Here is a 24,804-nt window from a genome sequence, read left to right on the forward strand (position 1 = left end):
CGGGCGTCCCGGATCAGGCAGCGGTCTCCAGGACTGACCTGGATCCAGGGCACCGCTTCCGTCGCGACCTCGAAGCGCTGCTCAAGGGTGTCCACGGCGACCGGTTCCCAGAAATAGGCTTCCAGGATCTTGGTGACGGTGCCGTCGGTCACTAACAGCGCTCGCAGAAAGGGCGGCAGCCGACTCAATGGCAGCGAGTCGCCCGAGATCGCGTGGATGACGCCGTCGCGCGCGAAGCCGTCGCAGCGAAAGGGGGGTTGGGTTTGCGCTGGGACAGCACGTCCATAGTAGCGACGCATCGTTGAGCTCTCAGCGAGCGAGCACGGTGGGTCGCAGTGCGCGGGATCCGGACGCGGCGAGGCAAGACGGGGCGGATGGGAGCAAATGAAGCGATCGCGGCATGGGGGGCATCATCATGAAAAGGACTTCAATCGGATCGGAAGGCTCGGCGAGGCGATGACGGTCGCATTGTGCCCCATGCACGCGTTCCCCTCTAGGGGCGGACGGGGAAAACCCGCATTTGGCGATAATGCAACTTGTTGGTTTAAAGTATCCGCCGAGGCTTTTTCCGTCCTTCGGCAGGTCCGCGTTGTGGTGGAAGATATCGGCACCGAAAGGCGGCAACGGTGACGACAGCACCCTCTGAAAAACCGTAATTTATGACATAAATTATTGATAAAGTTTTTAATTTATTAAAATAAAAAACTTTGAACGGAAGGTTTTAGCATGATTGCAGAGCCCTGGCGATGACCTCGTGGCAAAAAAAATCCAAATAAACCACTTGTGGGCTTGATGTTGAATCAAATTTGATCCAAGCTTTAAGGGCCGCCTCAAACTTCAGAGTCGCTAATCAGTCTCGCGCCGGAGTCAGGGTCTTTTCGTGCTTGTGCGGATTTTGACAATGATGCTGGCGTATTGATGTCTGGAGCTCGCGAGGTTCGGAAACATCCGCCACAATGTGTTATAAATACTTGGCCTAATAGCCAACTTTATGGAGTCATACCGATGACCAAGATCGTTAAAATCGCTTCCATTTCCGCCGCTGCGCTGCTGAGCGTTTCCCTGCTCGGCGGTTGCACCACCGACCAGACCGCTCGTGACATGGCTCAGCAAGCCCTGGACAGCGCCAACAGTGCCCAGGCTTGCTGCAACTCCAATACCGAGCGTCTGGACCGGATGTATCAGAAAATCATGGGCAAGTAAGTCCCATTGCCTGATTGACTCCGGCGTCCCACGACTTGTGGGACGCCGGAGTCCTCCTGAACCGCCCGCTCCACCGCCTCCCAATCGATCACGACTTCCGCCGCGTTTGACAGCGATTCGGGAATCACCGATCTCGCGCTCTGACGCACGCTCTTCTCTCCGGTCTGGACCTCCAGATAGAGTTCGTCTCCACGCCATCCAAGCTTGTAAGGCTGGTCGATGATCGCGACTGGCGTCTCGACGCTCACCAGGCCAAATAACTCCTCGACGCCCTCGGGATACATCCGGATGCAGCCCCCGCTCACCTCCATGCCAAGACCCCAGGGCATACTGGTGCCATGGATCAGATAATCCGGATTACTCAGACGCATGGCGTATCGACCGAGTGGATTGTCCGGCCCAGGCGGCACCTGTGCCGGCAGGATATCGCCGCGGGCCGCGTGAGAGGCGCGGACATTCGGCCCTGGCGTCCAGGTCGGATCCTTGCGTTTTTCGATGACCTTGAAGGTGCCAAGCGGTGTCCCCATGGCGTCCTTGCCGACGCTGATCGTATAGATCCGCACCTGGTTGGGGTCATTGGGCGGAAAGTAATAGAGCCGTTTCTCGGCGCGATTGATCACGATCCCGGTGCGTTGCACGTTTGGCAGCACAAAAAAGCTCGGGACCATCACTTCCTTGCCCTCGCCGGGCACCCACACGTCAACCTTGGGATTGGCCTGACGCATGTCATCGTAGCCCAGATTGTTCTGGCGGGCGATATCCAGCAGCGTATCTTTGTTGCGCGCCGTAAAATAAAACGGAAACCCAACGACCGAGTCGTTTGGATTGTCGAGTCTGAACGTCTCGGCCTGGGCGCCGTTCACGGCGCCCAGGCCGAGCAAAGAGGTGCAGATTGCCGTCGCGAGCCATGTCCGTCGACGTCCGCAAAGATCCAAGCCACTCATACCGATTGATGCTCCCGATGGGTTGAAAGCCGATGAAAAAACCGTCCCGATTGTCGCACGTTCGCAATATCGGGGTCGCCGCTCATGTGGATGCGGGCAAGACGACGCTCACCGAGCGCATCCTCTTTTATACCGGCGCCTCCTACAAGATGGGCGAGGTGCATGATGGCGCTGCCCACATGGACTACCTGGCCGAGGAGCAGCAGCACGGCATCACCATCACCGCCGCCGTGACCAGGGCACCCTGGCGCGAGCACCTGCTGCAGCTGATCGACACGCCCGGCCATGTGGATTTCACCATCGAGGTGGAGCGTGCCATGCGGGTGCTCGATGGCTGCATTCTGGTCCTGGACGGGGTACGCGGCGTCGAGCCGCAAACGGAGACGGTGTGGCGTCAGCGCTCGCACTTTAACCTCCCGGCGCTGTTCTTCGTCAATAAGATGGACCGACCCGGCGCGGATTATGTCCGCAGCCTCGCGGCGGTCAAACGTCGACTGAACACCGAGCCGGTCCCGATCACCGTACCGATCCCGGACCAGGATTGCGCGATCCATTTGATCGACCGCACGCGGATACGGTTCATCGGCGAGCAGGGCGAGCAGCTCCTCGCGGAACCTTGTCCCACGTCGCTCTGGGACCGCGTTGCCGATCTGCGGGAGGCGCTGTTGCTGGCCGCGGCCGAGGTGGACGACGCGCTGGCCGACCAAGTGCTTGCCGGTCTGGAGCCGGATCCGGACGCGCTGCGCGCGGCCATCCGCAAGGGAACCCTGGCCGGGCAACTGTGCCCCTGTTACGGCGGCAGCGCGCTGCGCAACCTCGGCGTTCAGCCATTGCTCGACGGCATCGTCGAGTTTCTGCCCGCGCCACTGGATCGACCGCCGTCGCTCGCCGACACGCCCGCGGGCGAGCGCCAGGAGATCCGCATGGGCAGCGATGGCCCGCTCGCCGCGCTTGCCTTCAAGGTTCAACTCTGGGACGGCCGCCGCCACGTCTTCGCGCGCGTCTATCGCGGCACGCTCAAACCCGGCGACGCCGTCGAATTCCAGACCGGCGACGGCCGCGCTCAACGCGAGCAGGTGGCGCGCATCTTCGAGGTGGACGCGGGCAAGAAAACCAAGCTCGATCAGGCCGAGGCGGGGCAGATCGTGCTGCTGGCCGGCTTGCGTTTCGCCTCGACCGGCGACACCCTCTGCGCGCCGGGACATCTGGTGAACCTGGAGCGCATCGCGACCCTGTCCCCGGTCCTGGGGCTCGCCATCGAACCCACCGCGGGAACCGACGAAGACAAACTCCTGGAGGTATTGGGCAAGATCCAGCAGGAAGACCCCACCCTGCGGGTCGAAGAGGATCCCGAAACCGGTCAACGACTGCTGCGCGGCATGGGCGAACTGCATCTGCAGATCGTCGTCGAACGGATGGAGCGCGAATTCGGCATCCATCTGCGCACCGGACGCCCCGCCGTGGCCGTGCGCGAGACCATCGGCCGTGCCGCGTCCGCCGATGCCCTGTTCGCGCCGCCGCCGACGGCCGATCCACGTCAACCGGAGCGGATGGCCCGCGTTGCCGTTGTCCTGGAGCCACTGCCCCGCGGTGGCGGCGAGCGCTTCGAGCTGAGGCCGCGCCTCCTGCCCGAGGGCGCCGAACTCGATCCAGTGCAATGGCGCGCCATCGAGGAGGGGCTCAGGGGCGGGCTTGGCTCGGGTCCGTTACAGGGCGCCCAGGTGCTGGATCTGTCGGTCCGGGTCACGGAGGTTGAGCTGTTTGGCAAGATTTCGACCGCCGAGGCGCTCGCGGCCGCGACCGCGAAGGCGCTGCGCAAGGCGCTGGAGAGTGCCGCGCCCAGACTCATGCATCCCATGATGCGGGTCGAAGTGGTGGTGCCCGAGGCGTGTCTCGGGGCGGTGCTGGGAGATCTGCAGGCGCGTCACGCCGTCATCCAGGATACCGAAGCCAATGGCGATCAGGTTGTCATCCAGGTCGAGGCCGCGCTGGAGCCGCTGCTGGGCTACACGACCACGCTCCGCAGCCTGACCCAGGGGCGTGGACAATTCAGCATGCAGTTCGATCGTTTCGATGTCTGCTAAACTTCGCTCGGTTTTTTGTCTTTTAAGGGTCGGGGCTCATGCGACCTGCTTTTCTCCCTGCTGAGTGTGGATCCAGTCTTTCAGGAACTGGACGGGGGCGGTGCCGCCACGCGTCCCGGCGCGGTCGCCGCTGACGCTGACCTCCTGCTGGGGAATCTTCTGCATCTTCGTCTCCCATGTGACCGTCATGCCACGTCACCCTTGGAAGACGAAATTTCGGGGGAACCTCAGAATAAACGGCTGCCTGCTTTTTTGGTTTTGCTCGCCGCGCGCCATCGTTGTACCCTCACCGGTTGTTTTCATGTGAGGTGACCGATGGCCATCAAATCCGATCGCTGGATCCGCCGAATGGCCGAGCAGGGGATGATTGAACCCTTCGAGCCCGGACAAGTGCGCGAGGGCGAGAATGGGCGCGTGATCTCCTACGGGACGTCGAGCTATGGCTACGATGTCCGCTGCGCCGACGAGTTCAAGATCTTCACCAATATCAATTCGGCCATCGTCGATCCCAAAAACTTCGATTCCAACGGCTTCGTCGATCTCAAGTCCGATGTCTGCATCATTCCGCCCAACTCCTTCGCGCTTGCCAGAACCATCGAGTATTTTCGTGTTCCACGAAATATGTTATTGATTTGTTTAGGAAAAAGCACGTATGCCCGCTGCGGGATTATTGTGAACGTAACCCCATTGGAACCCGAATGGGAAGGTCATGTCACTCTGGAATTCTCCAACACCACACCGCTTCCCGCGAAAATTTACGCCAATGAAGGCGTGGCGCAGATTCTCTTTCTCGAATCGGACGAGGTTTGCGAAACGTCTTATAAAGATCGTGGCGGCAAATACCAGGGCCAGCGTGGCGTGACCCTGCCGAAATCCTGAGCTGTTTCCCTCCTCGGGCGGGTTGGTAATGAGGGTCGGCGTTGCCAACGAAGGTAGTTTCCAGAAAAACGTATACCAAGAGCGCCGCCCTGGGGGAGTGCCGACATCCTGTCGGCCTCGGGTGCGTCCGACTTCCAGTCGGATGGTGGCGGGTTGTCTTGCGTCGGCTGGTCGGTTTCGACACGGTCGACAGGATGTCGACTTCACCAGGGCCGACAGGATGTCAGCGCTCCCAGGAGTCGAGGCGGTTGAAACGATGAAAACAATTAAAACCTTAAACCGCGTCAGCGCCAGCGTCTGTTGGTTCATGCGAGGCCGAACCGATGCGCAAGCATCGCATGCCAGACTGGGCGCGGTTTAGCCGTCATGACCTTTGACCGACCGACCCGGCTTTTCGTCGTCCTCGGCGGCTTCTTCGTTTGCAATGCGCTGATCGCCGAGTTCCTGGGCGTGAAGATCTTCGCGCTGGAGGACACCCTCGGACTGGCGCCCTTCGACTGGAATCTGTTCGGCCAGTCCGGTTCGCTGAGCTTCACGGCGGGCGTGTTGCTGTGGCCGGTGGTGTTCATCATGACGGACATCATCAATGAATATTTCGGTTGGCGCGGGGTACGCTTTCTCTCCTACCTGACCGTCGGGTTGATCCTCTACGCCTTTGCCTTCGCCTATCTGGCGATCATCCTGGCCCCCGCAAGCTGGTGGGTGGGGATTCAGGCCGAACGGGGCGTGCCGGACATGCAGGCGGCCTTCGGCGCGATCTTCGGTCAGGGCATGTGGATCATCGCCGGTTCGGTGATCGCCTTTCTGATCGGCCAGATCGTCGATGTGACCATCTTTCACCGCATCCGGCGGGTGACGGGGAATCGGTATGTCTGGGCGCGGGCGACGGGTTCGACGCTGGTGTCGCAACTGGTCGACAGTTTCGTGGTGCTCTACATCGCCTTCGTGCTGGGACCGCAGCAATGGTCCATGGAATTCTTTCTGGCGGTGGGGACGGTCAACTATCTCTATAAATTCGTCGTCGCCATCGCGCTGACGCCCCTGATCTATCTGGGGCGTGCTCTGATCGACCGCTATCTGGGGCCGGAGCTTGCGCGGGCGTTGACCGAGCGGGCGGCCGAGCGCGCGGACTCCGCTGAGAAATAAGTCACAGAAGCGGTCTCGCAAGGGATAGCTGTCGTGAGCGTGGGCTAAGATTAAGTGAACGCCATCGGCTAAATCGAGATTGCGATCATGTTGATTTCAGGTGCCAGTCAAGCGGGACTGCGGGGGATTCAAAACGGCATGGAGGGCTTGCGCGCCAATGCATCCGAACTGGCCAGCGCCAGACAGATGGACGGGAGCGCCGTGCGTGACATCAGTAAGCCTCTGGTGGAGCAAATGCAGAATGTCCAGCAGGTCGAGGCATCGGCCAAGGTGCTGCGCGCCAGCGATGAAATGATCGGGCGCCTGATCCGCGAGATCGCCTAGCCTGGATTGCTCGCTGGCACGGGTTGCTGAAGTCCGTTCCCGGAGACGTGGTCGTAGAGTTGCAGCATGCGGTCGGCAAGCACCGGGGCCGACCAGGAGCGTGCGTGCTGGACGGCCTCGCGTGACAATCGCTCGCGCAGGACCGGATCAGTGAGAAGACGCACGGCCTTGGCGGCGAAATCCTGCTCATCCTCGTCCGCGATGAGCGATCCCAATCCCCCAGCCAGAACCTCCTTGGTTCCCATCACTGCGGTCGACACGACCGGCACGCCCAGCGCCATGGCCTCCAGCAGAACCAGCCCCTGGGTCTCGGTGCGCGAGGCGAACACGAAGGCCGAGCCGGCGCAGTAGCAATCCTCCAGACTGCCGTCCCGGTTGAGATAGCCGGTAAACAGCGTGTGATCGGCGAGGCCCAATGCCTGGGTCTGCGCCGTCAGTTGGGATCTGGCGGGGCCTTCTCCGACAATCACCAACAGCACGTCGGGCACCTGCGTCTTGATGCGGGCGAGCGAGCGCAGGATAAAATCGATATTCTTTTCGAAGGCGAGACGGCTGACATGCACCAGCACCGGTCGTTCGAGCGGAATCCGGTAGCGGGCGCGGAAACGCCTGCCGTCGCCCTGGCTGAACTGAATCAGCTCGATCCCGGTCGGAATCACCCGGGCCGGCGTCTTGACGCCATAGCGCGACAGAATGTCCAGCATGGCCTGCGAAGGCACCGCCAGGGCGTCGACATCGTTGCACTGTGCCGCGGAGAAATAGCGTGCCGCCCGCTGGAGCCAGCTTGAGGGAACAAAGGAGACATAGTGATGGAGATACTGCTCGAAAAAGGTGTGGTAGCTTTCGACCACGGGGATGCCAAGCCGCTTGGCGAGTCCGAGGCCGTTGTAGTGCGCGAAAAAGGGCGTATGGATATGCACCAGGTCGAAACCGCGACGCGCGAGATCGGCATCGTGGCGGCGGATTTGGCGGGGCCGCAACATGCGATCCTCGGGGTCGACCGGCAGATAGCGCGAGGGGATGCGCAGGATTTCAAAGGGTTCCGGCGCGTCGTGGCCGTACTCCGGCGCGATCAGGGTGACCTCGTGGCCCTTGCCGACAAACTCCCGCGCGAAGGTCTGGATGGACGTCGAAACGCCGGTGATGCGGGGGAAATAGACATCCGAGATCATCAAAACGCGCATAGGTGGAGTCACGGTCAACCGGCAAATTCTGCGATGATAACCTTAGCGAATCGGTATTCGCATCTAAATGAAGGAAAGATGGCATGAACGATGGATTAAAACCGGGAACGAACGTCTTTGCGGCCAGCCTGGCGTTGGCTCTGATGGCCTTTCCAGGGGGCTGGGCAGGCGCCGGGACAGAGGTTGCGACGACGGTTCCCGCACTCTGGGGCTATGGCGTCAAGCCCTGTTCCGCTTTTCTCGCGACCGCGCCGCGGGACGCCATGTCGACCCCCATCGCCGACGAGGACTACCGGCGGTATCGCGAGTGGCTGGCCGGTCTGGTGACCGGGCTCAACCTCGCGACCGGTCGCGATGTGCTGCGCGACGCCGAACTGGACGCCGCCATGCTACGCATTCGGGCGATTTGCAAGGACCATCCCGAAGACGATTTCTTCAATGCCAGTTTGCGTCTGGTGCGTTCGTTGGGACAGTTGAGCGGGAAGTGAGGGAGGCGTTGCCAGCAGGATCGGGCAGGGTCCGCCAGGGTGTCTCCGTCATAAAATGGTCATCAAGCCATCATATGATGTGCATCAGCCACGATCACAATACAGCCTCGCTGTTTCAACGATCTCCTGGGAGACACTTTGATGAACAAGACTCTGATCGCTACCGCCGTCCTGCTGGCGGCCGGCTCGCTCTCGACTCAGGCCATGGCCCGCGACACCATCAACATCGTCGGCTCCTCGACGGTGTTCCCCTTTTCCACCGCTGTCGCCGAGACCTTTGGGCGCACCATGGGTTTCAAAACCCCCAAGGTTGAGTCGACCGGTACCGGCGGCGGCATGAAGCTCTTCTGCGCCGGCGTGGGCGTGGATCATCCCGACATCACCAACGCCTCGCGGCGCATGAAGGCGTCCGAGTTCGAGAACTGTCAGAAGGCTGGCGCGAAGGAGATCACCGAGGTCAAGATCGGCTTCGATGGCATCGCCATCGCGAATTCCAAAAAGGCACCCCAGCTCGATTTGACATTGAAAGACATCTTTCTGGCGCTCGCCAAGGATGTCCCGGATGCCAGCGGAAAATTCGTCCCCAATCCGAACAAGACCTGGAAGGACGTGAACTCCGACCTTCCTGATGCCAAGATCGAGGTTCTGGGGCCACCGCCGACCTCCGGCACCCGCGATGCGTTCGTCGAACTGGCGATGGAAGGCGGTTGCAACAGCATTCCCGAGATCAAGGCGCTGAAGAAGAGCGACGAGAAGATGCATAAGGCCGTCTGCGGCGGGATCCGCGAGGACGGTGCCTACATCGAGGCCGGCGAGAACGATAACCTGATCGTGCAGAAGCTCGCGTCCAACAAGAACGCCCTGGGCATCTTCGGCTACAGCTTCCTCGACCAGAACACCGACAAGGTGCAGGGTTCCAAGATTGACGGTGTCGAGCCAACCTACGAGACCATCTCCGATGGGTCTTATCCGGTGTCGCGCTCGATCTATTTCTATGTCAAGAACGCGCATGTCGGGACCATTCCCGGCATCAAGCAGTTTGTCGCCGAATTCACCAGCGACAAGGCCTGGGGTCCCGAGGGCTATCTGGCCGACAAGGGTCTGATCTCGCTGCCCGATGCCGAACGCGCCAGTGTCGCCAAGTCCGCTCAGGCGCTGGAGCCCATGTCCAAGCCTGAATAATCACGGATCGCCCGACCAGGCGAGGTAGGGAACGCCCCGCAAGCTGCCGTGGACCACGAGTGGTCCACGGCTTTCATTGGTTTCACCAAGCGGAATTTCGATGTACGCCTGGATCCTCATTCTCACGCTGCTCGCGGTCATGGCCGTCGCCTATCAACTAGGCATCAAGCGCGCCGTCTCTAGCGTTGGCGGTCTGACCCAAATTAATGCACTCCATTCGCTGCCATCTTATTACGGCCTGTATGCCGCACTCTGGGCCGGCATTCCGGCCCTCCTGCTGATGGGGTTATGGGTCGGGTTTCAGGATCAGATCGTCACCAGTCTCGTCACCGCGCATCTGTCCCCGGATATGCTTGAGGGCCAGTCCGCCGGGCGTATCGATCTGATCCTCAACGATATCAAGAATCTGGCGACTGGCAACATCGTCTCGGCCACCGTGACCCCGGAGGTCCAGGCCGCCGCCGATCAGTACGCGCGGCTGGAACTCATCGCCACCTGGTCCATGTGGCTGGCCGTGTTGGCCGTGGCGCTTGGCGGCATGGCTTACGCATGGAGGAGAACCGGGCCCCAGATGCGCGCGCGCAATCGGGTCGAATCCATCTTTCTGGCGATCATGATCGTTTTTTCGTCGATCGCGATCCTGACGACCCTGGGGATCATCCTTTCGGTCCTGTTCGAGTCGCTGCGGTTCTTTGAATTGGTTTCGCCGGTCGAGTTTTTCCTCGGCACCAAATGGAGCCCGCAGATCGCGCTGCGTGCCGATCAAGTCGGCGCGACCGGCGCCTTCGGGGCCATTCCGCTCTTCACCGGAACCTTGATGGTCTCGTTGATCGCCATGCTGGTGGCGGTGCCCATCGGTCTGATGTCGGCCATCTACCTGTCCGAATATGCCTCGCGCAGCGTGCGCGCGGTGGCCAAACCCGTGATTGAGGTGCTGGCCGGCATCCCGACCGTGGTCTACGGCTTCTTCGCGGCCTTGACCGTGGCGCCGGTCATCCGCGATCTAGGTGCGTCGATCGGGCTGGAAGTCGCCTCCGAGAGTGCCCTGGCCGCCGGTCTGGTCATGGGTATCATGATCATCCCCTTCGTGTCCTCCCTGTCGGACGACGTCATCAACGCGGTGCCCCAGTCCATGCGCGACGGTTCCTATGCGCTGGGCGCGACGCAATCGGAGACCATCCGCCGGGTGATCGTGCCCGCCGCGCTTCCCGGTATCGTCGGCGGCATCCTGCTGGCCGTCTCGCGGGCGATCGGCGAAACCATGATCGTGGTGATGGCCGCCGGCATGTCCGCCAACCTGACCGCCAATCCGCTCGATAGCGTGACCACGGTGACGGTGCAGATCGTGACCCTGCTGACTGGCGACCAGGAATTCGATAGCGCCAAGACGCTCGCGGCCTTCGCCCTGGGTTTGACGCTATTTCTGGTGACCCTGACACTCAATATCGTCGCCCTATCGATCGTGCGCAAATATCGGGAGCAATATGAATAACCTAGACGCCAGCACGCCGGGCGCGCCGCCGCGACACGCCATCGATATCGTCAACGCATCGCTGAAGCGGCGCTATGCCCGGGAGAGTCGCTTCCGGCTGGTTGGCTTGATTGCGGTCATTCTCGGACTGGCATTTGTCGTTCTGCTATTTGCCGATATCGTCAGCAAGGGCTATACGGCCTTTCAGCAGACCTATATCCGCTTGCCCATCGCCCTGACCCTGGAGGGTATCGATCCGGCGGGCACGCCGGATGCGCAGGCGCTTGCCAACGCGGACTACATGGCCCCCATCAAGGCCGCGCTCCGCCAGACCTTCCCCGAGGTCACCGAACGCCGCGAGTTGCGGCTCCTGAATTCCATGGTGAGCGTGGGCGCCGCTGACCTTCTGCGCGAGCAGGTCATGGATAATCCCAGCCTGATCGGCACAACCCAGGAAATCTGGGTGCTGGCCGATGACGACATCGATATGCTGGTCAAGGGCACGATCGACCGCGATATCGCGCAGGGCGATCGGCGGGTTAAGGATGACATGCTCGGCTGGGTTGACCGACTTGAGAAACAGGGGCGGATCGAAAAGCGCTTCAATACGATCTTTTTCACGCATGGCACCTCGCGCGAGCCCGAGCTGGCGGGAATTGCCGGGGCGCTCATGGGATCCTTCTACACCCTGCTGCTGACCCTGGCTCTCTCCTTTCCGATCGGCGTCGGCGCCGCGCTCTATCTGGAGGAGTTCGCGCCGAAGAACCGCTGGACCGATCTGATCGAGGTGAACATCAATAACCTGGCAGCCGTTCCTTCCATCGTCTTCGGTCTGCTGGGGCTGGCGGTCTTTATCGGCTTCTTCGGCATTCCGCGATCCACGCCGCTGGTCGCGGCGCTGGTGATGACCCTCATGACCCTGCCAACCATCATCATCGCCAGCCGCGTATCGCTGAAATCGGTACCGCCGTCGATCCGCGAGGCCGCGCTCGGGGTCGGCGCTTCGCCATTGCAGACCCAGTTCCATCATGTGCTGCCGCTGGCCCTGCCGGGCATGCTGACCGGCGCCATCATCGGCATGGCGCGCGCGCTTGGCGAGAGCGCGCCCCTGCTGATGATCGGCATGATCGCCTTCATCGTCGATGTCCCTGGCGGCTTTACCGATCCCGCGACGGTCCTGCCGGTGCAGATCTATCTCTGGGCCGACAGTCCTGAGCGTGGCTTTGTCGAGCGCACCTCAGCGGCCATCATGGTGCTGTTGGCTTTCCTGTTTCTGATGAATCTGGCTGCCGTCCTGCTCAGGCGTAAATTCGAGCGTCGCTGGTAGGCGCTGGCGGTTAGCTCAATCCATTTCGAGGTTTCACCAAGAAAATGAGTACTACAGTGGAAGCAATGGAAAAGGCGACTGGCGCGATCAGCGCCGCCGAGCTGGCGAACTCCCAGCATTCGCGCGAAACGGTTGGCGACTTCACCGCTGTCGATCCGCGCATGACCTGTCGGGAGGTCGACGTCTGGTATGGCAGTAAACAGGCCATCAAGGGCGTTAGCCTGGATATCGGCAAGAATGAAGTGGTTTCCATGATCGGACCCTCGGGCTGCGGCAAGTCCACCTTCCTGCGCTGCTTGAACCGAATGAACGACACCATTGACGGATGTCGGGTCACCGGCTCGATCCAGCTCGACGGGCAGGAGATCTATGATAAGGGGCTTGATCCTGTGCCCCTGCGGGCCAGGGTCGGGATGGTCTTTCAGAAGCCGAATCCCTTCCCCAAGTCCATCTACGAAAACGTCGCCTACGGGCCGCGCATTCATGGGTTGACCAATAACAAGGCCGAATTGGATGCGCTGGTCGAGGACAGCCTGAAAAAGGCCGGGCTCTGGAACGAGGTCAAGGATCGTCTCGACCAGCCCGGCACGGGTCTTTCCGGCGGTCAGCAGCAACGGCTCTGTATCGCGCGCACCATCGCCGTCTCGCCCGAGGTGATCCTGATGGACGAGCCCTGCTCGGCGCTGGATCCGATCGCCACGGCCATCGTCGAGGAGTTGATCGACGAACTGCGCCAGAACTACAGCATCGCCATCGTCACCCACTCGATGCAGCAGGCCGCCCGCGTCTCGCAGCGCACCGCGTATTTCCATCTGGGCGATCTGATCGAGGTCGGCGAGACCAACCATATCTTCACCAACCCCCAGCATAAATTGACGGAAGATTACATCACCGGGCGGTTTGGGTAATGACCGACGACCGTTCCCTCAAGCCTATCGTCGATCTCGCCAGCGGGCATACCGTGCGTCGCTACGATCTGGAACTCGCGAAGTTGCGCGGGATCATCCTAGAGATGGGCGAGCGCGTGGTGGAGCAGACGCAGTCTGCCGTGAAGGCGCTGCTGGATCGGGAAGACAGCCAGGCGTTCTGGGTGCTCGACCGCGAGCCCCAGATCGATTTTCTGTCGCTCGATGCCGACGAGGAGGTCTTCCTGGTGATCGCGCGCCGCCAGCCCGCCGCGGTCGATCTGCGCATCGTGCTGGCCCTCTCCAAGATCGCCGCCGACGTGGAGCGCGCGGGCGACAAGGCGGTGCGGATCGCCCGCCAGGCGTTGGAGCTGCGGGATCTGGACGCCGGTTCCGACCTGCTGTCGGAGCCCCTGAGAGACGTGCTGCGTCAGCTCGACGACAAGGCTTGCTGCATGTTCGAGCGTAGCATCAAGGCCGTGGCCACCTTCGATGTCGCGGGCGCGCTCAACATTTTCGAGGATGAGCCAACTCTCTATCAGGCATCCAACGGGGCGCGTAAGCTCCTGGGAGAACTGGATCGAGAGAGTCTGACAGCGCGTCAGACGGTCTGCCTGCTGACCGCCGCGCACGCTCTGGAACGCATCGGGAATCACGCCGCCAACATCGCCGAGCAGGTCATCTACGTGGCGCTCGGGCAGGATGTCCGCTACCGCAATCGCGAAATCCTCATCGAGACCCTCCGTCACCACGGGTATTGAACTCTTCGTCTCGACGGTCGACCTTGAATCGGATCCTGGCGATGGCGTTTCAGCATTGTCTTTCCGCTTCGGACACCGGACAATCGAAACCGCGTCCAGCATGGCATGCGTTTTTTCCACAATGGTTCGAACGCTCTGGGCGCGCTTTAAGGCGTTTTCCGGGAGCGTTTCGACCCAGAATCAACGCTGCGAATGGACAGGATTCACAGGATTTTTCAAGATTGACAGGATTAAGAAAATCGGGATTTACATCCTGTTAATCCCTTGCGAAATCCTGTGAATCCTGTCCATTAACAGCCTCTCTGTGAGTAGATTTTTTTCAGGAAATCACCTCAACCGAGCACGCCAGCGCACTGGCGCGCTGCCACCCTTCACCCTGATGACTGGAGATCCGACCATGGCGAACGAGGGCTATCACGAGCCGACCGAGGAACTGTCTGACGAAACCCGCGACATGCACCGGGCCATCATCTCGCTGATGGAAGAACTGGAAGCGGTCGACTGGTACAACCAGCGGGTCGATGTCTGCAAGGACGCGGATCTGAAGGCGATCCTGGCGCATAACCGCGACGAGGAAAAGGAGCATGCCGCCATGGTGCTGGAATGGATCCGCCGCAAGGATCCGAGCTTCGACAAGGAGCTCAAGGATTATCTCTTTACCGACAAGGTCATCGCGCACCATTGATCCGAGTCCGCATGGAAACCGCTACCCTCACCATTCTGTTCGACAATTTTCCCGGCCTGCCCGGACTCCAGACCCTCTGGGGTTTCTCCGCGCTCATTCGCACGCCAGCTCGGACCGTCCTCTTCGATACCGGGAGCAACGGCCGCGTTCTGCTCAAAAACATGCGCGCGCTGGACATCGACCCCGCCGGGCTGGACATGCTTTTTCTCTCCCATGCGCATTGGGACCATATCGGCGGTCTGGACTCGATCCTGGAACTCAACCCGAGCGCGACAGTGGTCGTCCACGAGGGTTTTTCCAAGCATCTCATCCATGACCTGCAAGGTCTCTGCGGCGAGTTGATCGTCGTCGGTTCCGAACCCCGCGAACTGGCTCCCGGCATGCGCTCCACCGGCATGCTCGCGGCCGATCCGCCGGAGCAGGCGCTGGTGCTGGATCTGGGAAACTCGCTCGCGGTCATCGGCGGCTGCTCGCATCCGGGCATCGAGCGGCTCGTCGAGCAGACCCGGTCGGCGGATGGCAAGCCCGTCCGTTGGGCGATCGGCGGTTTCCATCTGATGTACGCCGATGCCCCCGCCATCGCGCGGGCCATTGCCTCGCTGCGCCAGCTTGGCGTCACCGAGGTGGTGCCGACCCACTGCACCGGCGATGCCGCCAGGGCCGCGCTGCGCCAAGTCTATGGCGCGGGCTTCATCGAGGGCGGGGTCGGGCGCCGGATCGATCTGGTCCCTGGACTCCCGTAAACGCCTGATCGCCGTGGCGTGCCGGCCATTCTCGGTATTAACGACACCGTGCGAACGGATCACCGGCCCAGGTGCCGACTCAAGGCGCATGCGGTCGGCGCGTCGCCGGAGAAAGCGACCTGTTCCGGCGTACCCTGCGCGACGATCCGCCCGCCCGCGTCCCCGCCTTCCGGCCCCAGATCGAGAATCCAGTCGGCCGCCGCGATCAGGTCCAGATTGTGTTCGATGACCAGGACCGAATGTCCGGCGTCGACGAGGCGTTGCAGGACGCCGATCAGGCGCTCGACATCGGCCATGTGCAGGCCGACCGTGGGCTCGTCGAGGACATAGAGCGTCGGGCGGCTGGCGCTGCCGTCGGCGCTCGGGCGCGCCTTGGCGAGTTCGGTGACCAGTTTGATGCGCTGGGCCTCGCCGCCCGAGAGCGTCGGGCTGGGTTGGCCGAGGCGCAGATACCCCAGCCCCACGTCCGCGAGCAGCGTCAGTGCGTGATGGATCGCCGGATGCGCGGCGAAGATCCCGATGGCTTCGTCGACGCTGAGCGCCAGCATCTGCCCGATGTCGAGCCCCTTGAAAAGCACCTCGCGCGTTTCGCGGTCGAAACGGCGGCCGCCGCAAACCTCGCAGGTCATGCGCACGTCCGGCAGAAAGCTCATCTCCAGCGTCTGGATGCCCTGACCCTCGCAGGCCGGGCAGCGGCCGTCGGCGGTGTTGAAGGAGAACCGCGCCGCTCCCCAGCCGAGGATGCGCGCCTCCGGGGTGGCCGCGAACAGACGCCGGATGCCGTCCCAGAAGCCGACATAGGTGGCGGGACAGGAGCGTGGCGTTTTGCCGATCGGGGTCTGGTCGACTTCCAGGATGCGCGCGAGCCCCTGCCAGCCGGCGAGGCTCCGGCAGCCGACCAGATCGCCCTTGCCGGCACGCCCCGTGGCGGGCGGTTTGGTGGTCAACAGATGGCCGAGACTGCCGGCCAGCACCTCGCGCACCAGGGTCGACTTGCCCGAGCCGGAGACGCCGGTCACGCAGACCAGCCGTCCCAGCGGCAGTCGCGCGTCCAGATCCTGAAGGTTGTGTAGTCTTGCCCCCTTGATCGTCAGCCAGTCGGTTCCGCGACCCGTGGAGCGCGGCGCGCTGGCGGCGTGCTGGCGACGCCCGAGAAAGCGGCCCGTGACTGAGTTCGGGTTGGCGATCAGCTCCTCGGCCGTGCCTTGCGCGACGATCTCGCCGCCCCGCGTTCCGGCGCCCGGACCCAGGTCGATGACATGGTCGGCGCGCCGGATGGTCTCCTCGTCGTGTTCGACCACCACGACGGTGTTGCCCTTGGCCTGGAGTCGGGCAAGGGTATCGAGCAGCAGTCGGTTGTCGCGCGGATGCAGCCCGATGGTGGGCTCGTCCAGCACATAACAGACGCCTTGCAGATTGGAACCGAGCTGGGCCGCGAGCCGGATGCGCTGGGCCTCGCCGCCCGAAAGCGTGGGCGCGGCGCGGTCGAGCGCCAGATAACCGAGTCCGACCTCGGCGAGAAAGGCGAGCCGGTGGCGGACCTCGCTCAGCAGGTCGCGGGCGATGGCGGTCTCGCGCGGGTTCAGTTCCAAGCCGTCCAGGACGGCGGCGATCCGGTCGACGGTCAGGGCCGAGAGTTCCGCGATGGAACGCTCCCGAAAGCGCACCGCCAGCGCCTCGGGATTGAGTCGCGCGCCCTGGCAGGCGGGGCAGGCCGGGGTGCGCTGACCCACGGATTCCAGCCATTGACCTTCCTCGCCGGTCTGCTCGCCGTCGAAGCCGGTCAGCGCCAGACCGGTGCCGAAACAGTCCGGGCACCAGCCGTGCTTGGAGTTGTAACTGAAGAGACGCGGATCGGGTTCGGGGAAGACGCGACCGCAGCCGGGACAGGCACGCGCGGTGGAGTAGGGGGTTTCGGTGCCCCAACGCGCCTGTTCGAGCTGGACCGCGCGGACCTGCCCCTTGCCCAGATCCAACGCCTGATCGAGCAGGGCGCGCAGGGCCGGTTCGGCGGACGGATCGATCTCCAGTTCGCCGAGCGGCAGGTCGATGGAGTGCTCGCGGAAGCGGTCGAGCCGGGGCCAGTCGGCGGTTCCGACGGGCGCGCCGTCCACGCGCAGAAGCGGCCAGCCCTTGCCGGCGGCCCAGGCGGCGAGTTCGTTGTAGAGTCCCTTGCGGGCGATGACCATGGGAGCCATGAGGCTGATCCGTTGACCGGCGTGATCGCGCAGCAGTCGCGCCAGGATGACGTCGCGGGTCATTGGCTCGATGGGGATGGCGCAGTCCGGGCAGTGCTGGACGCCCAGTTTGACGTAGAGCAGGCGCAGCGAATGGTGGATCTCGGTCAGGGTGCCGACGGTACTCTTGGCCCCGCCCCGGCTGGTGCGCTGCTCGATGGCGATGGTGGGCGGGATGCCGTAAACGGCGTCGACATCGGCGCGGGCGGCGGGTTGCACGAATTGGCGGGCATAGGCGTTCAGCGACTCCAGATAACGCCGCTGACCCTCGGCGAAAAGGATGTCGAAGGCCAGGGTGCTCTTGCCGCTGCCGGAGACGCCGGTGATGACGGTGAACCGGTCGCGCGGAATCGAGAGCGTCAGATCCTTCAGGTTGTGCTCGCGGGCGTGCAGGATGGAAATCGAATGGTCCGTGTCGCGTGGCGAGTGAGGCGCGGGTGTCGGCTGCTGAATCCGATACGCGATGGCGGACGACTCGGTGACGAGTGCCCGGCGATGGCCGTGCAGCGCGCGTCCGGTGTGGCTGGCCGGGTGTTCGGCAACCTGCGCCGGCGTCCCGCAACAAAGGACCTCGCCGCCCCCTTCGCCGCCCTCCGGGCCGAGATCGATCAACCAGTCGGCGGCGGCGATCACGTCCAGATTGTGCTCGATGACCAGCAACGAATGGCCCTGTTCGATCAGATGGCGGAAGGCAACGAGCAAAACGGCGATGTCGGCGAAATGCAGTCCGGTGGTGGGTTCGTCGAGCAGAAACAGCAGCCCGCCATCGCGCGCACGGCGGCGCCCCGACTTGGCCAGATAACCGGCGAGCTTGAGCCGTTGCGCCTCGCCGCCGGAGAGCGTCGGCACCGGCTGACCGAGTCGCAGATAGCCCAGACCAACCGCTTGCAGCGGCTCCAGCGCGTGTTGCAGATCCCGGTCAGCGGCGAACCAGGCGAGCGCCTCGGTGGCGGTCATCTCCAGCACCTCGGCGATGGAGCGGGTGGGCGAGCCATCGACGGAACCACTGATTCCGACTTCGAGCACGGCGTCGCGATACCGCCGTCCGTTGCAGTCCGGACAGCGCAGATAGACATCGGCGAGGAATTGCATCTCCAGATGCTCGAAGCCGTTGCCGCCGCAGGTCGGGCAGCGTCCGTTACCACTGTTGAAGCTGAAGGTGCCGGCGGTGTAGCCGCGCTCTTTCGCCAGCGGCGCGCTCGCGAAGCGTTTGCGCAGCACGTCGAGCGCGCCCACATAGCTGGCCGGATTGGAGCGCGAGGTGCGTCCGATGCTGGACTGGTCGAGCAGCAGGACATCGGCGATCGCCTCGTCTCCATCGATGCCGTCATGCTCGCCCGGCGTGCTCTCCGGGTGTCCCTTGCGCTGGCAGAGGGCGGGGTAGAGCACATCCTGCACCAGGGTCGATTTGCCCGAGCCCGAGACACCGGTCACCACCACCAGCCGGTGGAGCGGAATCCCGACATCGATTCCCTTGAGGTTGTGCGCGCGGGCATTGTGGACGCGGATCCAGGCGCTGTCCGCCGTCGGGAGGTCGGGGGCGCGGGGCGAGGCAACCCGGCGGCGGCCGGCGAGATAGTCGCCGGTGAGCGAGTCGGGCGCGGCCAGCAGTTCCGCCGGCGTCCCCTGAAAGACGATCCGTCCGCCCTGTTCGCCAGGGCCGGGACCGATGTCGATGATCCGGTCGGCGGCCAGCATCACCTGGGAATCATGCTCGACCACCAGCAGCGAGTTCCCGCGATCGCGCAGTTGGCGCAGGATGTCCGTGATCCGGTCCAGGTCGCGCGGATGCAGACCGATGCTGGGTTCGTCGAGCACGAATAGCGTGTTGACCAGTGCGGTCCCGAGCGCCGTGGTTAGGTTCAGGCGCTGCACCTCGCCGCCGGACAGGGTACGCGACTGGCGGTCCAGGGTCAGATAGCCCAGCCCGACTTCGCGGAGATAACGCAGCCGGGCGCGGATCTCGGTCAGCAGCAGGTCCATCGCCTGATCCATGGCCCCATCGAACGTCAGTTCCTCGAAAAAGGCGTGGGCGCGCGCGAGCGGCAGTTGCATCAGATCATGGAGATTGAGACCGGGCAGGGTTTCCCAAACGCCGCGAGGCATGCCGACACGGGCATGCCGGAAGCGATCCGCCTGGGCCAGCGTCCGATCCGCCAGCGCTTGATCGCCGAGCCGCCAGTCGAGCGCCTCGTCCTTGAGTCGCGCCCCATGGCAGGCGGAGCAGGTGTCATAGGCGCGATAGCGCGAGAGCAGCACCCGCACATGCATCTTGTAACTGCGCCCCTCCAGCCAGTCGAAGAAGCGGCGGATGCCGTACCAGACCCCGTCATCCCAGGACCCCTCGCCCTCGATGACCCAGTCGCGGTCGGCCTCGGTCAGATCGCGCCAGGGCACGTCGGTGGGGATGCCGCGCCGATGCGCGAAACCCATCAACTCTTCCTGAACCTCCGAGTAGCTGTCCGACTGAATCGGCTTGATGGCCCCTTCGATCAGCGACTTGGACGGATCCGGCACCACCAGCGACCAGTCGATGCCGATGGTGCGACCGAAGCCGCGACAGGTCTCGCAGGCGCCGGCGGGCGAGTTGAAGGAAAACAGATGCGGCGCCGGGTCGCGATAGACGATGTCGCAATCCGGACAGTGCAGGTCGCTCGAAAAACGCCAGGGCGCGCCGAGCTGCCGGTCCTCATCCAGCGGATAGACCAGGGCGCGGCCATGGCCCTTGGCGAGCGCGGTTTCCAGCGCCTCGATGGCGCGTCCGCGGTGGTCCGGCGTGAGTCGCAGGCGATCCTGGATGACCTCGATGCGGTCCGCGTCCTCGCGCAGCAGTCGCACATAGCCCTGCTGGGCGAGCATCTGTTTGACCGCCTCGGTGCCGAGCGAGGCCGGGACTGGTACCGGAAAGGCGATGATCACCTGCCGCGCATCGCTGTCGGGCATGGCGGTCAACGCGGTCCAGATGTCCTCGGCGGACTCGCGCCGGACCTCGCGCCCGCAGCCATGACAGAACAGCCGGGCGGCGCGCGCGAACAGCAGCTTGAGATAATCGTTCAGCTCCGTCATGGTGCCGACGGTGGAACGCGAGGTACGCACCGGGTTGGTCTGGTCGATGGCGATGGCTGGCGGGATGCCCTCGATGCGATCCGCCGCCGGGCGGTCCATGCGGTCGAGGAACTGGCGGGCGTAGGGCGAGAAGGTCTCGACGTAACGGCGCTGACCTTCCGCGTAGACCGTGTCGAAGGCGAGCGACGATTTACCCGAACCCGAGACGCCCGTCACCACGATCAGTTTGCCGAGCGGCAGATCCAGATCGAGGTTTTTCAGATTGTTCTGGCGCAGGCCGCGCAGGCGGATGGAGTCGTTCAATGTCTTGGCAATCGGTCCGACTGGCTGGCGTTTCTGAGGATGAGATGGGGATCCAGGGTTTCACCAACTGAACCAAGTCCGCTTAGTTTAGGTGATTCCCTGAGAAACCTGATACCCAGTGAAAGGTCGTCAATGGACAGGATTAACAGGATTTCTCAAGATGAACAGGATAATCAGCAGTGATTATAAAACCCTGTCCATCCTGTAAAATCCTGTTAATCCTGTCTATTTGACCCGAGCACATATATAAAATTTTCAGAAAACGGCCTTCGTTGGATCTGTTGATCTGGACAATCCGGGAGCCTTCGGGTGAGCGGGTACGCTGCATCCGGGCTCCAGGGTTCGCGCGCGGACGTCTCGGTCAGAGGCGGTCGCGGTCGGTCGGTTCGCGGGAATCTTGCCGATCGGACCCGGAATGGCGCTTCGACCGATCATTGATGACCGCGCGCTGCTCATCGGTCAGGATGGCCGAGATCCGCTCGCGCGCGTCGCTCGGGTTCAGGTCCGGATTGGTCCGTTGCTCATCGAAAATGGCCTTGATGCTGGCGACCTGCTCGTCGGTGAGGTCGAGCCGCTCGGTCATGCGTTCCAGACGGCGGTCCAGGCGCGTCTGCATGGCGGCGTCGCGCCTGGCTTTCTGTTCGTCGGTCAGAACCGCGTCGATCTGATCGCGCAGCGCCTGACGTTGCAGGTCGCGTTGCGCGCGCTCGGCCTCCAGGATCTTGCGAATCTCCGCCTGCTGCGCCTCGGTCAGGCCGAGTTGGTCGGTCATTCGTTCGATGCGCGTCTCGACGCGTTGCGCGGGATCGAGGCCCCCGCCTTCGTGCGGTCTGGCCTGGGCGGGGCCGATGAACGATGCGCCGATGAGCAGGCCCGCGGCGGCGATGCCTGTGAGTCCGGTGCGGATGCGTGAGTCTTTCATGCCGTCATTCCTCTCGATTCGGTTGCGGGATCGGTTGGCGCTTGGGCCTCCCGAGTGCGGCGGAGCGGTTGGGCTCCGACGAGAGAGAATAAAGGCGATTCCGGTAATCTTCATGAAATTTATTATCAGCGGAGCGGTTGGGCTCCGACGAGAGAGAATAAAGGGCGAGGGTGCATCGCTCGTGCAGGGAATGCGCAAAGATCGTGGATCTTCGATCGCGTCCGGACCGTGCATGACCGCCGGACGCGGTTTAATAGTGGCCCCGAATATAATTGAGCGCCCGGCTGATGGAGAGTTCGATGTTGGACGGACCGTTGCGGATGATGAACAGCTCGCGCTGTTTGTCGTCGCGCAGAAAGGCCGGTGCGTCGGCGCGCTCGCACTCGACGGCGCCGATGCGCCGTCCGTCGAGATCGTACAGATAGAAACGCACGAAACGCGCGTATTCCGGTCCCAGATGCTGGTTCAGCAGATTCTTGAAATGGAGCTGACACTTGTCCTCATTCTCGAATTTGTCGGCGGCCATGCCGAGCACGGCCCCATCGTCGGCGACCCCGATCAGCAGGATGCCGCCCTCGGTATTGAGGAAGGCGGCCACGCCCTTGAGCCAGGCGAGTTCGATCTCCTTGCCTGCGGTCTGGGTGTGGAGGTTCATTCGCATGGTGGATTTGAATTCCAGATGCGTCCCCTCGCCGGCGGCGAGCAGCTCCCGCAGATCCTGCTCCAGCCGGCGCCGATCGAGACTGAGCTTGGGCAGGTCGCGCAGTTGACGGCTGTATTTGCGCACCACCAACAGGGCGAGACCGAGACTGGCGGCGAGGATGCCGAGCGCGGTGAAGGCGATGATGTGCCAGCGGCTTTGCAGGATGGTCAGGGTCTCGGAGACCGGCAGGACCACGCCGATCCAGGCGCCGTCGGCATCCTCGGTCAAGGGGCGAAAACCGCCCCACCAGTCCTCGCCGCCGCTGTGAAAGCGTACCAGGTCGTCACGCGGCGCGCCGACGGCTTTCCAGGCCGCTACGGCGTCGAACTGAAGCGGTCCGCCAAGCCGTGTCTGGGCCGAGAAAAAGCCGCTGGCCTGATGGTCGTGGTTCAAGGCGTCGGTCGACGCGGGCGGGATGAAGACGCCGCCCTCGCCACTGAAGAGAAAACCCTGTCCCTGCTCGCCGATGGCGAGCCTCTTGATCGCGTCGAGAATGCTCTGGAGCGTCACGTCCATGGCCGTGACACGCGCTTGGCCGGCGTTTAGCCCGGCGTTCGACCAGGCGATGGCGGCCGTGACGCCCGGCACCCGGAGCGAGGAGAAGACGTAGGGCTGACTCCAGATGACCTGTCCGGGCGTCTCCAGCGCCTCGGTGAACCAGGGCCGGGTGCGCGGATCATGATCCGAGACGTCCTCGCGGCGCTCCAACGGACGCAAGGCCGCGTCCCAGCGGGTGATGCGGATCCGCGCCGCATCGCCCGGCTCGCGCAGTCGGGTCAGCCAGCCATCCCCGTCGCGGCGCAGAAAATACTCGGCCCCATCGCCCGCGGCGTCGAGCGCCCCGGCGATCTGGGGAATGTGCGCAAGGGTTGGGATCAGATAGCGATTCAGCGCCGGCTCATCGGTCGGCGCGAGTCCCGCGCTCTCGATCCCGTCGCGGACGATCAGCAACTGTTGGCGCACCGGCAGCAGCAGACCGCGAACCTCGTCCTGGACCAATACCGTGGCCGCCTCGATGCGATTGCCCGCCAGGTCGTGCTTGATCTCGTCGATCAGCAGGAGATTGATCGTCACCAGCAGGCCGACCGTGAAGGCGATCAAGAGGATCAGATCGCGCAGGAGGCGCGAGCGAATCGGACCGGGGGAGAGACGCAGGAGCGAGGCGTTGGTCATCGGGACAGACTCATCGGCGCTGCCGCAGTGCCTCATAGAGACAAACCCCGGCGGCGACCGAGACATTCAGACTCTCGACCTGGCCGCGCATGGGTAGACGGACCAGCCGGTCGCAGCGCTCGCGGGTCAGGCGTCGCAGACCCTGGCCCTCGCTGCCCATGACAAGCCCCAACGGGCCGGTCAGATCGGCCGCGTAGAGATCGATGTCGGCCTCGCCGGCGGTTCCGGTCAGCCAGATGCCCCGCTCCTTGAGTTCTTCCATGACACGGACCAGATTGGTGACCTGAAAATACGGCAGGGTTTCGGCCGCGCCGCTGGCGACCTTGCAGACCACGGGGGTCAGACCGACCGCGTTGTCCCGAGGGGCGATCACGGCCTGGACTCCGACCGCCTCGGCGGTGCGCAGACAGGCGCCGAGATTGTGCGGATCCTGTACCTCGTCGAGCAGGAGCAGAAAGGGCGGCTCCTGGAGACCGTCCAGGAGCGCCGCGAGATCCTGTTCGGAACGTGCCGCCGGAACCCGCACCCAGGCCAGGACGCCCTGATGGTTCGCGCCCTCGGCGGCGCCGTCCAACTCGTCGCGGTCCACCTGTCGTACCTTCACGCCCGCCTGACGAGCCAGCTCCGCGACCTCGGCCAGCCGTCGATCGCGTCGGGTGCGTTCCAGCCAGAGTTCGGCGACGCCCTCGGTGCCGAACTTGAGCGCGGCGCGAACGCTGTGGATGCCGCTTACAGGGGAAAGGTCTTTCATCGTCAACCGCGTCTCACCGATTTTCAGGAAATCACTTAAGGCGTGGGCGTTTCGCCGGAAGGTTTGCGCTTGCGCCGGTTGCGCGAGCGCGGCTTCTTGACGCCAGCCGGTTCAGCCGCTTTTGGGGCGCCCTCGTCGACGACTTTCCGCGTGCTCCGAGCGGACGTTTTTTTGCGAGCGACCTGGCCGGCGGGCTTGCGACTGCCCTGTTCGGCGGCCGGCTTGGGGGCGGCGTGCCCGGAAGACGTGTCGCTGCCCAACTTCGCGGACTTGCGCCCGCCCGATCCCGCGACCGCGACCGGCACGAAATCGATCTTGCGATC

Annotated in this window: 20 protein-coding genes and 2 pseudogenes; 13 read left to right on the plus strand and 9 right to left on the minus strand. The window is 63.4% G+C overall.

Annotated elements, in window-relative coordinates; genetic code table 11:
* Nucleotides 1–299: pseudogene (locus QZY07_RS03710) on the minus strand (DUF98 domain-containing protein); the annotation flags it as partial.
* Between the two features lie 706 nt (nt 300–1,005).
* Between QZY07_RS03710 and QZY07_RS03715 the strand changes: the two are divergent.
* Nucleotides 1,006–1,203 carry an alanine-zipper protein gene (locus QZY07_RS03715; protein ID WP_014779279.1) on the plus strand — a complete coding sequence of 66 codons (198 nt, stop codon included), beginning with the start codon at nt 1,006–1,008 and terminating at the stop codon, nt 1,201–1,203.
* Here QZY07_RS03715 and QZY07_RS03720 read toward each other — a convergent pair.
* Nucleotides 1,182–2,066 carry a L,D-transpeptidase family protein gene (locus QZY07_RS03720; protein ID WP_295399862.1) on the minus strand — a complete coding sequence of 295 codons (885 nt, stop codon included), beginning with the start codon at nt 2,064–2,066 and terminating at the stop codon, nt 1,182–1,184. The two genes, QZY07_RS03715 and QZY07_RS03720, sit on opposite strands and share 22 nt — an antisense overlap.
* Nucleotides 2,067–2,179: 113 nt before the next feature.
* Between QZY07_RS03720 and QZY07_RS03725 the strand changes: the two genes are divergently transcribed.
* A complete protein-coding gene (locus QZY07_RS03725) occupies nt 2,180–4,231 on the plus strand; it encodes an elongation factor G (protein ID WP_295399864.1) in 2,052 nt (683 codons plus the stop codon).
* Nucleotides 4,232–4,267: 36 nt separating this feature from the next.
* Here the strand turns inward: QZY07_RS03725 and QZY07_RS03730 are convergent, their stop codons facing one another.
* Nucleotides 4,268–4,396 (minus strand): hypothetical protein, encoded by a 129-nt coding sequence (locus tag QZY07_RS03730; RefSeq protein WP_295399866.1) that lies wholly within the window; start codon nt 4,394–4,396, stop codon nt 4,268–4,270.
* A gap of 150 nt (nt 4,397–4,546) precedes the next feature.
* Here QZY07_RS03730 and dcd point away from each other — a divergent pair, with 150 nt between their 5' ends.
* The 3 genes from dcd (at nt 4,547) to QZY07_RS03745 (ending at nt 6,580) form a co-directional block, all read left to right on the plus strand.
* Nucleotides 4,547–5,110, plus strand: coding sequence for a dCTP deaminase (gene dcd / locus QZY07_RS03735; protein WP_295399868.1), 564 nt, complete (start codon nt 4,547–4,549; stop codon nt 5,108–5,110).
* A gap of 366 nt (nt 5,111–5,476) precedes the next feature.
* Complete coding sequence (locus QZY07_RS03740) at nt 5,477–6,256, plus strand: queuosine precursor transporter (protein WP_295399869.1); 780 nt, start codon at nt 5,477–5,479, stop codon at nt 6,254–6,256.
* A gap of 87 nt (nt 6,257–6,343) precedes the next feature.
* On the plus strand, nt 6,344–6,580 hold the full coding sequence (locus QZY07_RS03745; protein WP_295399871.1) for a hypothetical protein: 237 nt from the start codon (nt 6,344–6,346) through the stop codon (nt 6,578–6,580).
* Here the strand turns inward: QZY07_RS03745 and QZY07_RS03750 are convergent.
* Nucleotides 6,577–7,764 (minus strand): glycosyltransferase, encoded by a 1,188-nt coding sequence (locus QZY07_RS03750; protein ID WP_295399873.1) that lies wholly within the window; start codon nt 7,762–7,764, stop codon nt 6,577–6,579. The two genes, QZY07_RS03745 and QZY07_RS03750, sit on opposite strands and share 4 nt — an antisense overlap.
* An 83-nt stretch (nt 7,765–7,847) precedes the next feature.
* Here QZY07_RS03750 and QZY07_RS03755 point away from each other — a divergent pair, with 83 nt between their 5' ends.
* From QZY07_RS03755 to QZY07_RS03790, 8 genes are all read left to right on the plus strand, one after another.
* The gene (locus QZY07_RS03755) at nt 7,848–8,252 is read left to right on the plus strand and encodes a hypothetical protein (protein ID WP_295399875.1); all 405 of its coding nucleotides are present in this window, start codon (nt 7,848–7,850) and stop codon (nt 8,250–8,252) included.
* A gap of 141 nt (nt 8,253–8,393) precedes the next feature.
* Entirely contained in the window at nt 8,394–9,434 is a 1,041-nt protein-coding gene (locus tag QZY07_RS03760) for a PstS family phosphate ABC transporter substrate-binding protein (protein WP_295399877.1), read from the plus strand.
* Nucleotides 9,435–9,534: 100 nt separating this feature from the next.
* Nucleotides 9,535–10,926: a phosphate ABC transporter permease subunit PstC gene (pstC, locus tag QZY07_RS03765; protein ID WP_295399878.1), complete on the plus strand. Its 1,392-nt coding sequence runs from the start codon at nt 9,535–9,537 to the stop codon at nt 10,924–10,926.
* Nucleotides 10,919–12,232, plus strand: a complete 1,314-nt coding sequence (pstA, locus tag QZY07_RS03770) for a phosphate ABC transporter permease PstA (RefSeq protein WP_295399880.1) — start codon at nt 10,919–10,921, stop codon at nt 12,230–12,232. The genes pstC and pstA overlap by 8 nt, the downstream gene beginning before the upstream one ends.
* A 44-nt stretch (nt 12,233–12,276) precedes the next feature.
* A complete protein-coding gene (pstB, locus tag QZY07_RS03775) occupies nt 12,277–13,140 on the plus strand; it encodes a phosphate ABC transporter ATP-binding protein PstB (RefSeq protein WP_295399882.1) in 864 nt (287 codons plus the stop codon).
* A complete protein-coding gene (gene phoU / locus QZY07_RS03780) occupies nt 13,140–13,898 on the plus strand; it encodes a phosphate signaling complex protein PhoU (RefSeq protein WP_295399884.1) in 759 nt (252 codons plus the stop codon). The genes pstB and phoU overlap by 1 nt, the downstream gene beginning before the upstream one ends.
* Nucleotides 13,899–14,295: 397 nt before the next feature.
* Nucleotides 14,296–14,583, plus strand: coding sequence for a ferritin-like domain-containing protein (locus QZY07_RS03785; protein WP_201092708.1), 288 nt, complete (start codon nt 14,296–14,298; stop codon nt 14,581–14,583).
* Between the two features lie 11 nt (nt 14,584–14,594).
* Nucleotides 14,595–15,326: an MBL fold metallo-hydrolase gene (locus QZY07_RS03790; RefSeq protein WP_295399887.1), complete on the plus strand. Its 732-nt coding sequence runs from the start codon at nt 14,595–14,597 to the stop codon at nt 15,324–15,326.
* 59 nt (nt 15,327–15,385) lie between these two features.
* Here the strand turns inward: QZY07_RS03790 and uvrA are convergent, their stop codons facing one another.
* The 5 genes and pseudogenes from uvrA to QZY07_RS03815 all read right to left on the minus strand — a co-directional run.
* Nucleotides 15,386–20,932, minus strand: coding sequence for an excinuclease ABC subunit UvrA (gene uvrA / locus QZY07_RS03795; protein WP_295399889.1), 5,547 nt, complete (start codon nt 20,930–20,932; stop codon nt 15,386–15,388).
* 361 nt (nt 20,933–21,293) lie between these two features.
* Entirely contained in the window at nt 21,294–21,854 is a 561-nt protein-coding gene (locus QZY07_RS03800) for a pilus assembly protein (RefSeq protein ID WP_295399891.1), read from the minus strand.
* A 250-nt stretch (nt 21,855–22,104) separates the two neighbouring features.
* Nucleotides 22,105–23,730: an RNA-binding domain-containing protein gene (locus tag QZY07_RS03805; RefSeq protein ID WP_295399893.1), complete on the minus strand. Its 1,626-nt coding sequence runs from the start codon at nt 23,728–23,730 to the stop codon at nt 22,105–22,107.
* A gap of 10 nt (nt 23,731–23,740) precedes the next feature.
* The gene (gene rlmB / locus QZY07_RS03810; protein ID WP_295399895.1) at nt 23,741–24,481 is read right to left on the minus strand and encodes a 23S rRNA (guanosine(2251)-2'-O)-methyltransferase RlmB; all 741 of its coding nucleotides are present in this window, start codon (nt 24,479–24,481) and stop codon (nt 23,741–23,743) included.
* A 35-nt stretch (nt 24,482–24,516) separates the two neighbouring features.
* Nucleotides 24,517–24,804: pseudogene (locus QZY07_RS03815) on the minus strand (ribonuclease R); the annotation flags it as partial.

Origin of the sequence: uncultured Thiocystis sp., from assembly GCF_903866365.1 — a bacterium.
In the GTDB taxonomy this organism is placed as follows: Bacteria; Pseudomonadota; Gammaproteobacteria; order Chromatiales; family Chromatiaceae; genus Chromatium.

Coding starts and splice junctions, on each gene's coding strand:
- QZY07_RS03715 (WP_014779279.1), top strand. CDS start 1,006: ATGACCAAGATCGTTAAAATCGCTTCCATTTCCGCCGCTGCGCTGCTG.
- QZY07_RS03725 (WP_295399864.1), top strand. CDS start 2,180: ATGAAAAAACCGTCCCGATTGTCGCACGTTCGCAATATCGGGGTCGCC.
- QZY07_RS03730 (WP_295399866.1), bottom strand. CDS start 4,396: ATGCAGAAGATTCCCCAGCAGGAGGTCAGCGTCAGCGGCGACCGCGCC.
- dcd (WP_295399868.1), top strand. CDS start 4,547: ATGGCCATCAAATCCGATCGCTGGATCCGCCGAATGGCCGAGCAGGGG.
- QZY07_RS03740 (WP_295399869.1), top strand. CDS start 5,477: ATGACCTTTGACCGACCGACCCGGCTTTTCGTCGTCCTCGGCGGCTTC.
- QZY07_RS03745 (WP_295399871.1), top strand. CDS start 6,344: ATGTTGATTTCAGGTGCCAGTCAAGCGGGACTGCGGGGGATTCAAAAC.
- QZY07_RS03750 (WP_295399873.1), bottom strand. CDS start 7,764: ATGCGCGTTTTGATGATCTCGGATGTCTATTTCCCCCGCATCACCGGC.
- QZY07_RS03755 (WP_295399875.1), top strand. CDS start 7,848: ATGAACGATGGATTAAAACCGGGAACGAACGTCTTTGCGGCCAGCCTG.
- QZY07_RS03760 (WP_295399877.1), top strand. CDS start 8,394: ATGAACAAGACTCTGATCGCTACCGCCGTCCTGCTGGCGGCCGGCTCG.
- pstC (WP_295399878.1), top strand. CDS start 9,535: ATGTACGCCTGGATCCTCATTCTCACGCTGCTCGCGGTCATGGCCGTC.
- pstA (WP_295399880.1), top strand. CDS start 10,919: ATGAATAACCTAGACGCCAGCACGCCGGGCGCGCCGCCGCGACACGCC.
- pstB (WP_295399882.1), top strand. CDS start 12,277: ATGAGTACTACAGTGGAAGCAATGGAAAAGGCGACTGGCGCGATCAGC.
- phoU (WP_295399884.1), top strand. CDS start 13,140: ATGACCGACGACCGTTCCCTCAAGCCTATCGTCGATCTCGCCAGCGGG.
- QZY07_RS03785 (WP_201092708.1), top strand. CDS start 14,296: ATGGCGAACGAGGGCTATCACGAGCCGACCGAGGAACTGTCTGACGAA.
- QZY07_RS03790 (WP_295399887.1), top strand. CDS start 14,595: ATGGAAACCGCTACCCTCACCATTCTGTTCGACAATTTTCCCGGCCTG.
- QZY07_RS03800 (WP_295399891.1), bottom strand. CDS start 21,854: ATGAAAGACTCACGCATCCGCACCGGACTCACAGGCATCGCCGCCGCG.
- QZY07_RS03805 (WP_295399893.1), bottom strand. CDS start 23,730: ATGACCAACGCCTCGCTCCTGCGTCTCTCCCCCGGTCCGATTCGCTCG.
- rlmB (WP_295399895.1), bottom strand. CDS start 24,481: ATGAAAGACCTTTCCCCTGTAAGCGGCATCCACAGCGTTCGCGCCGCG.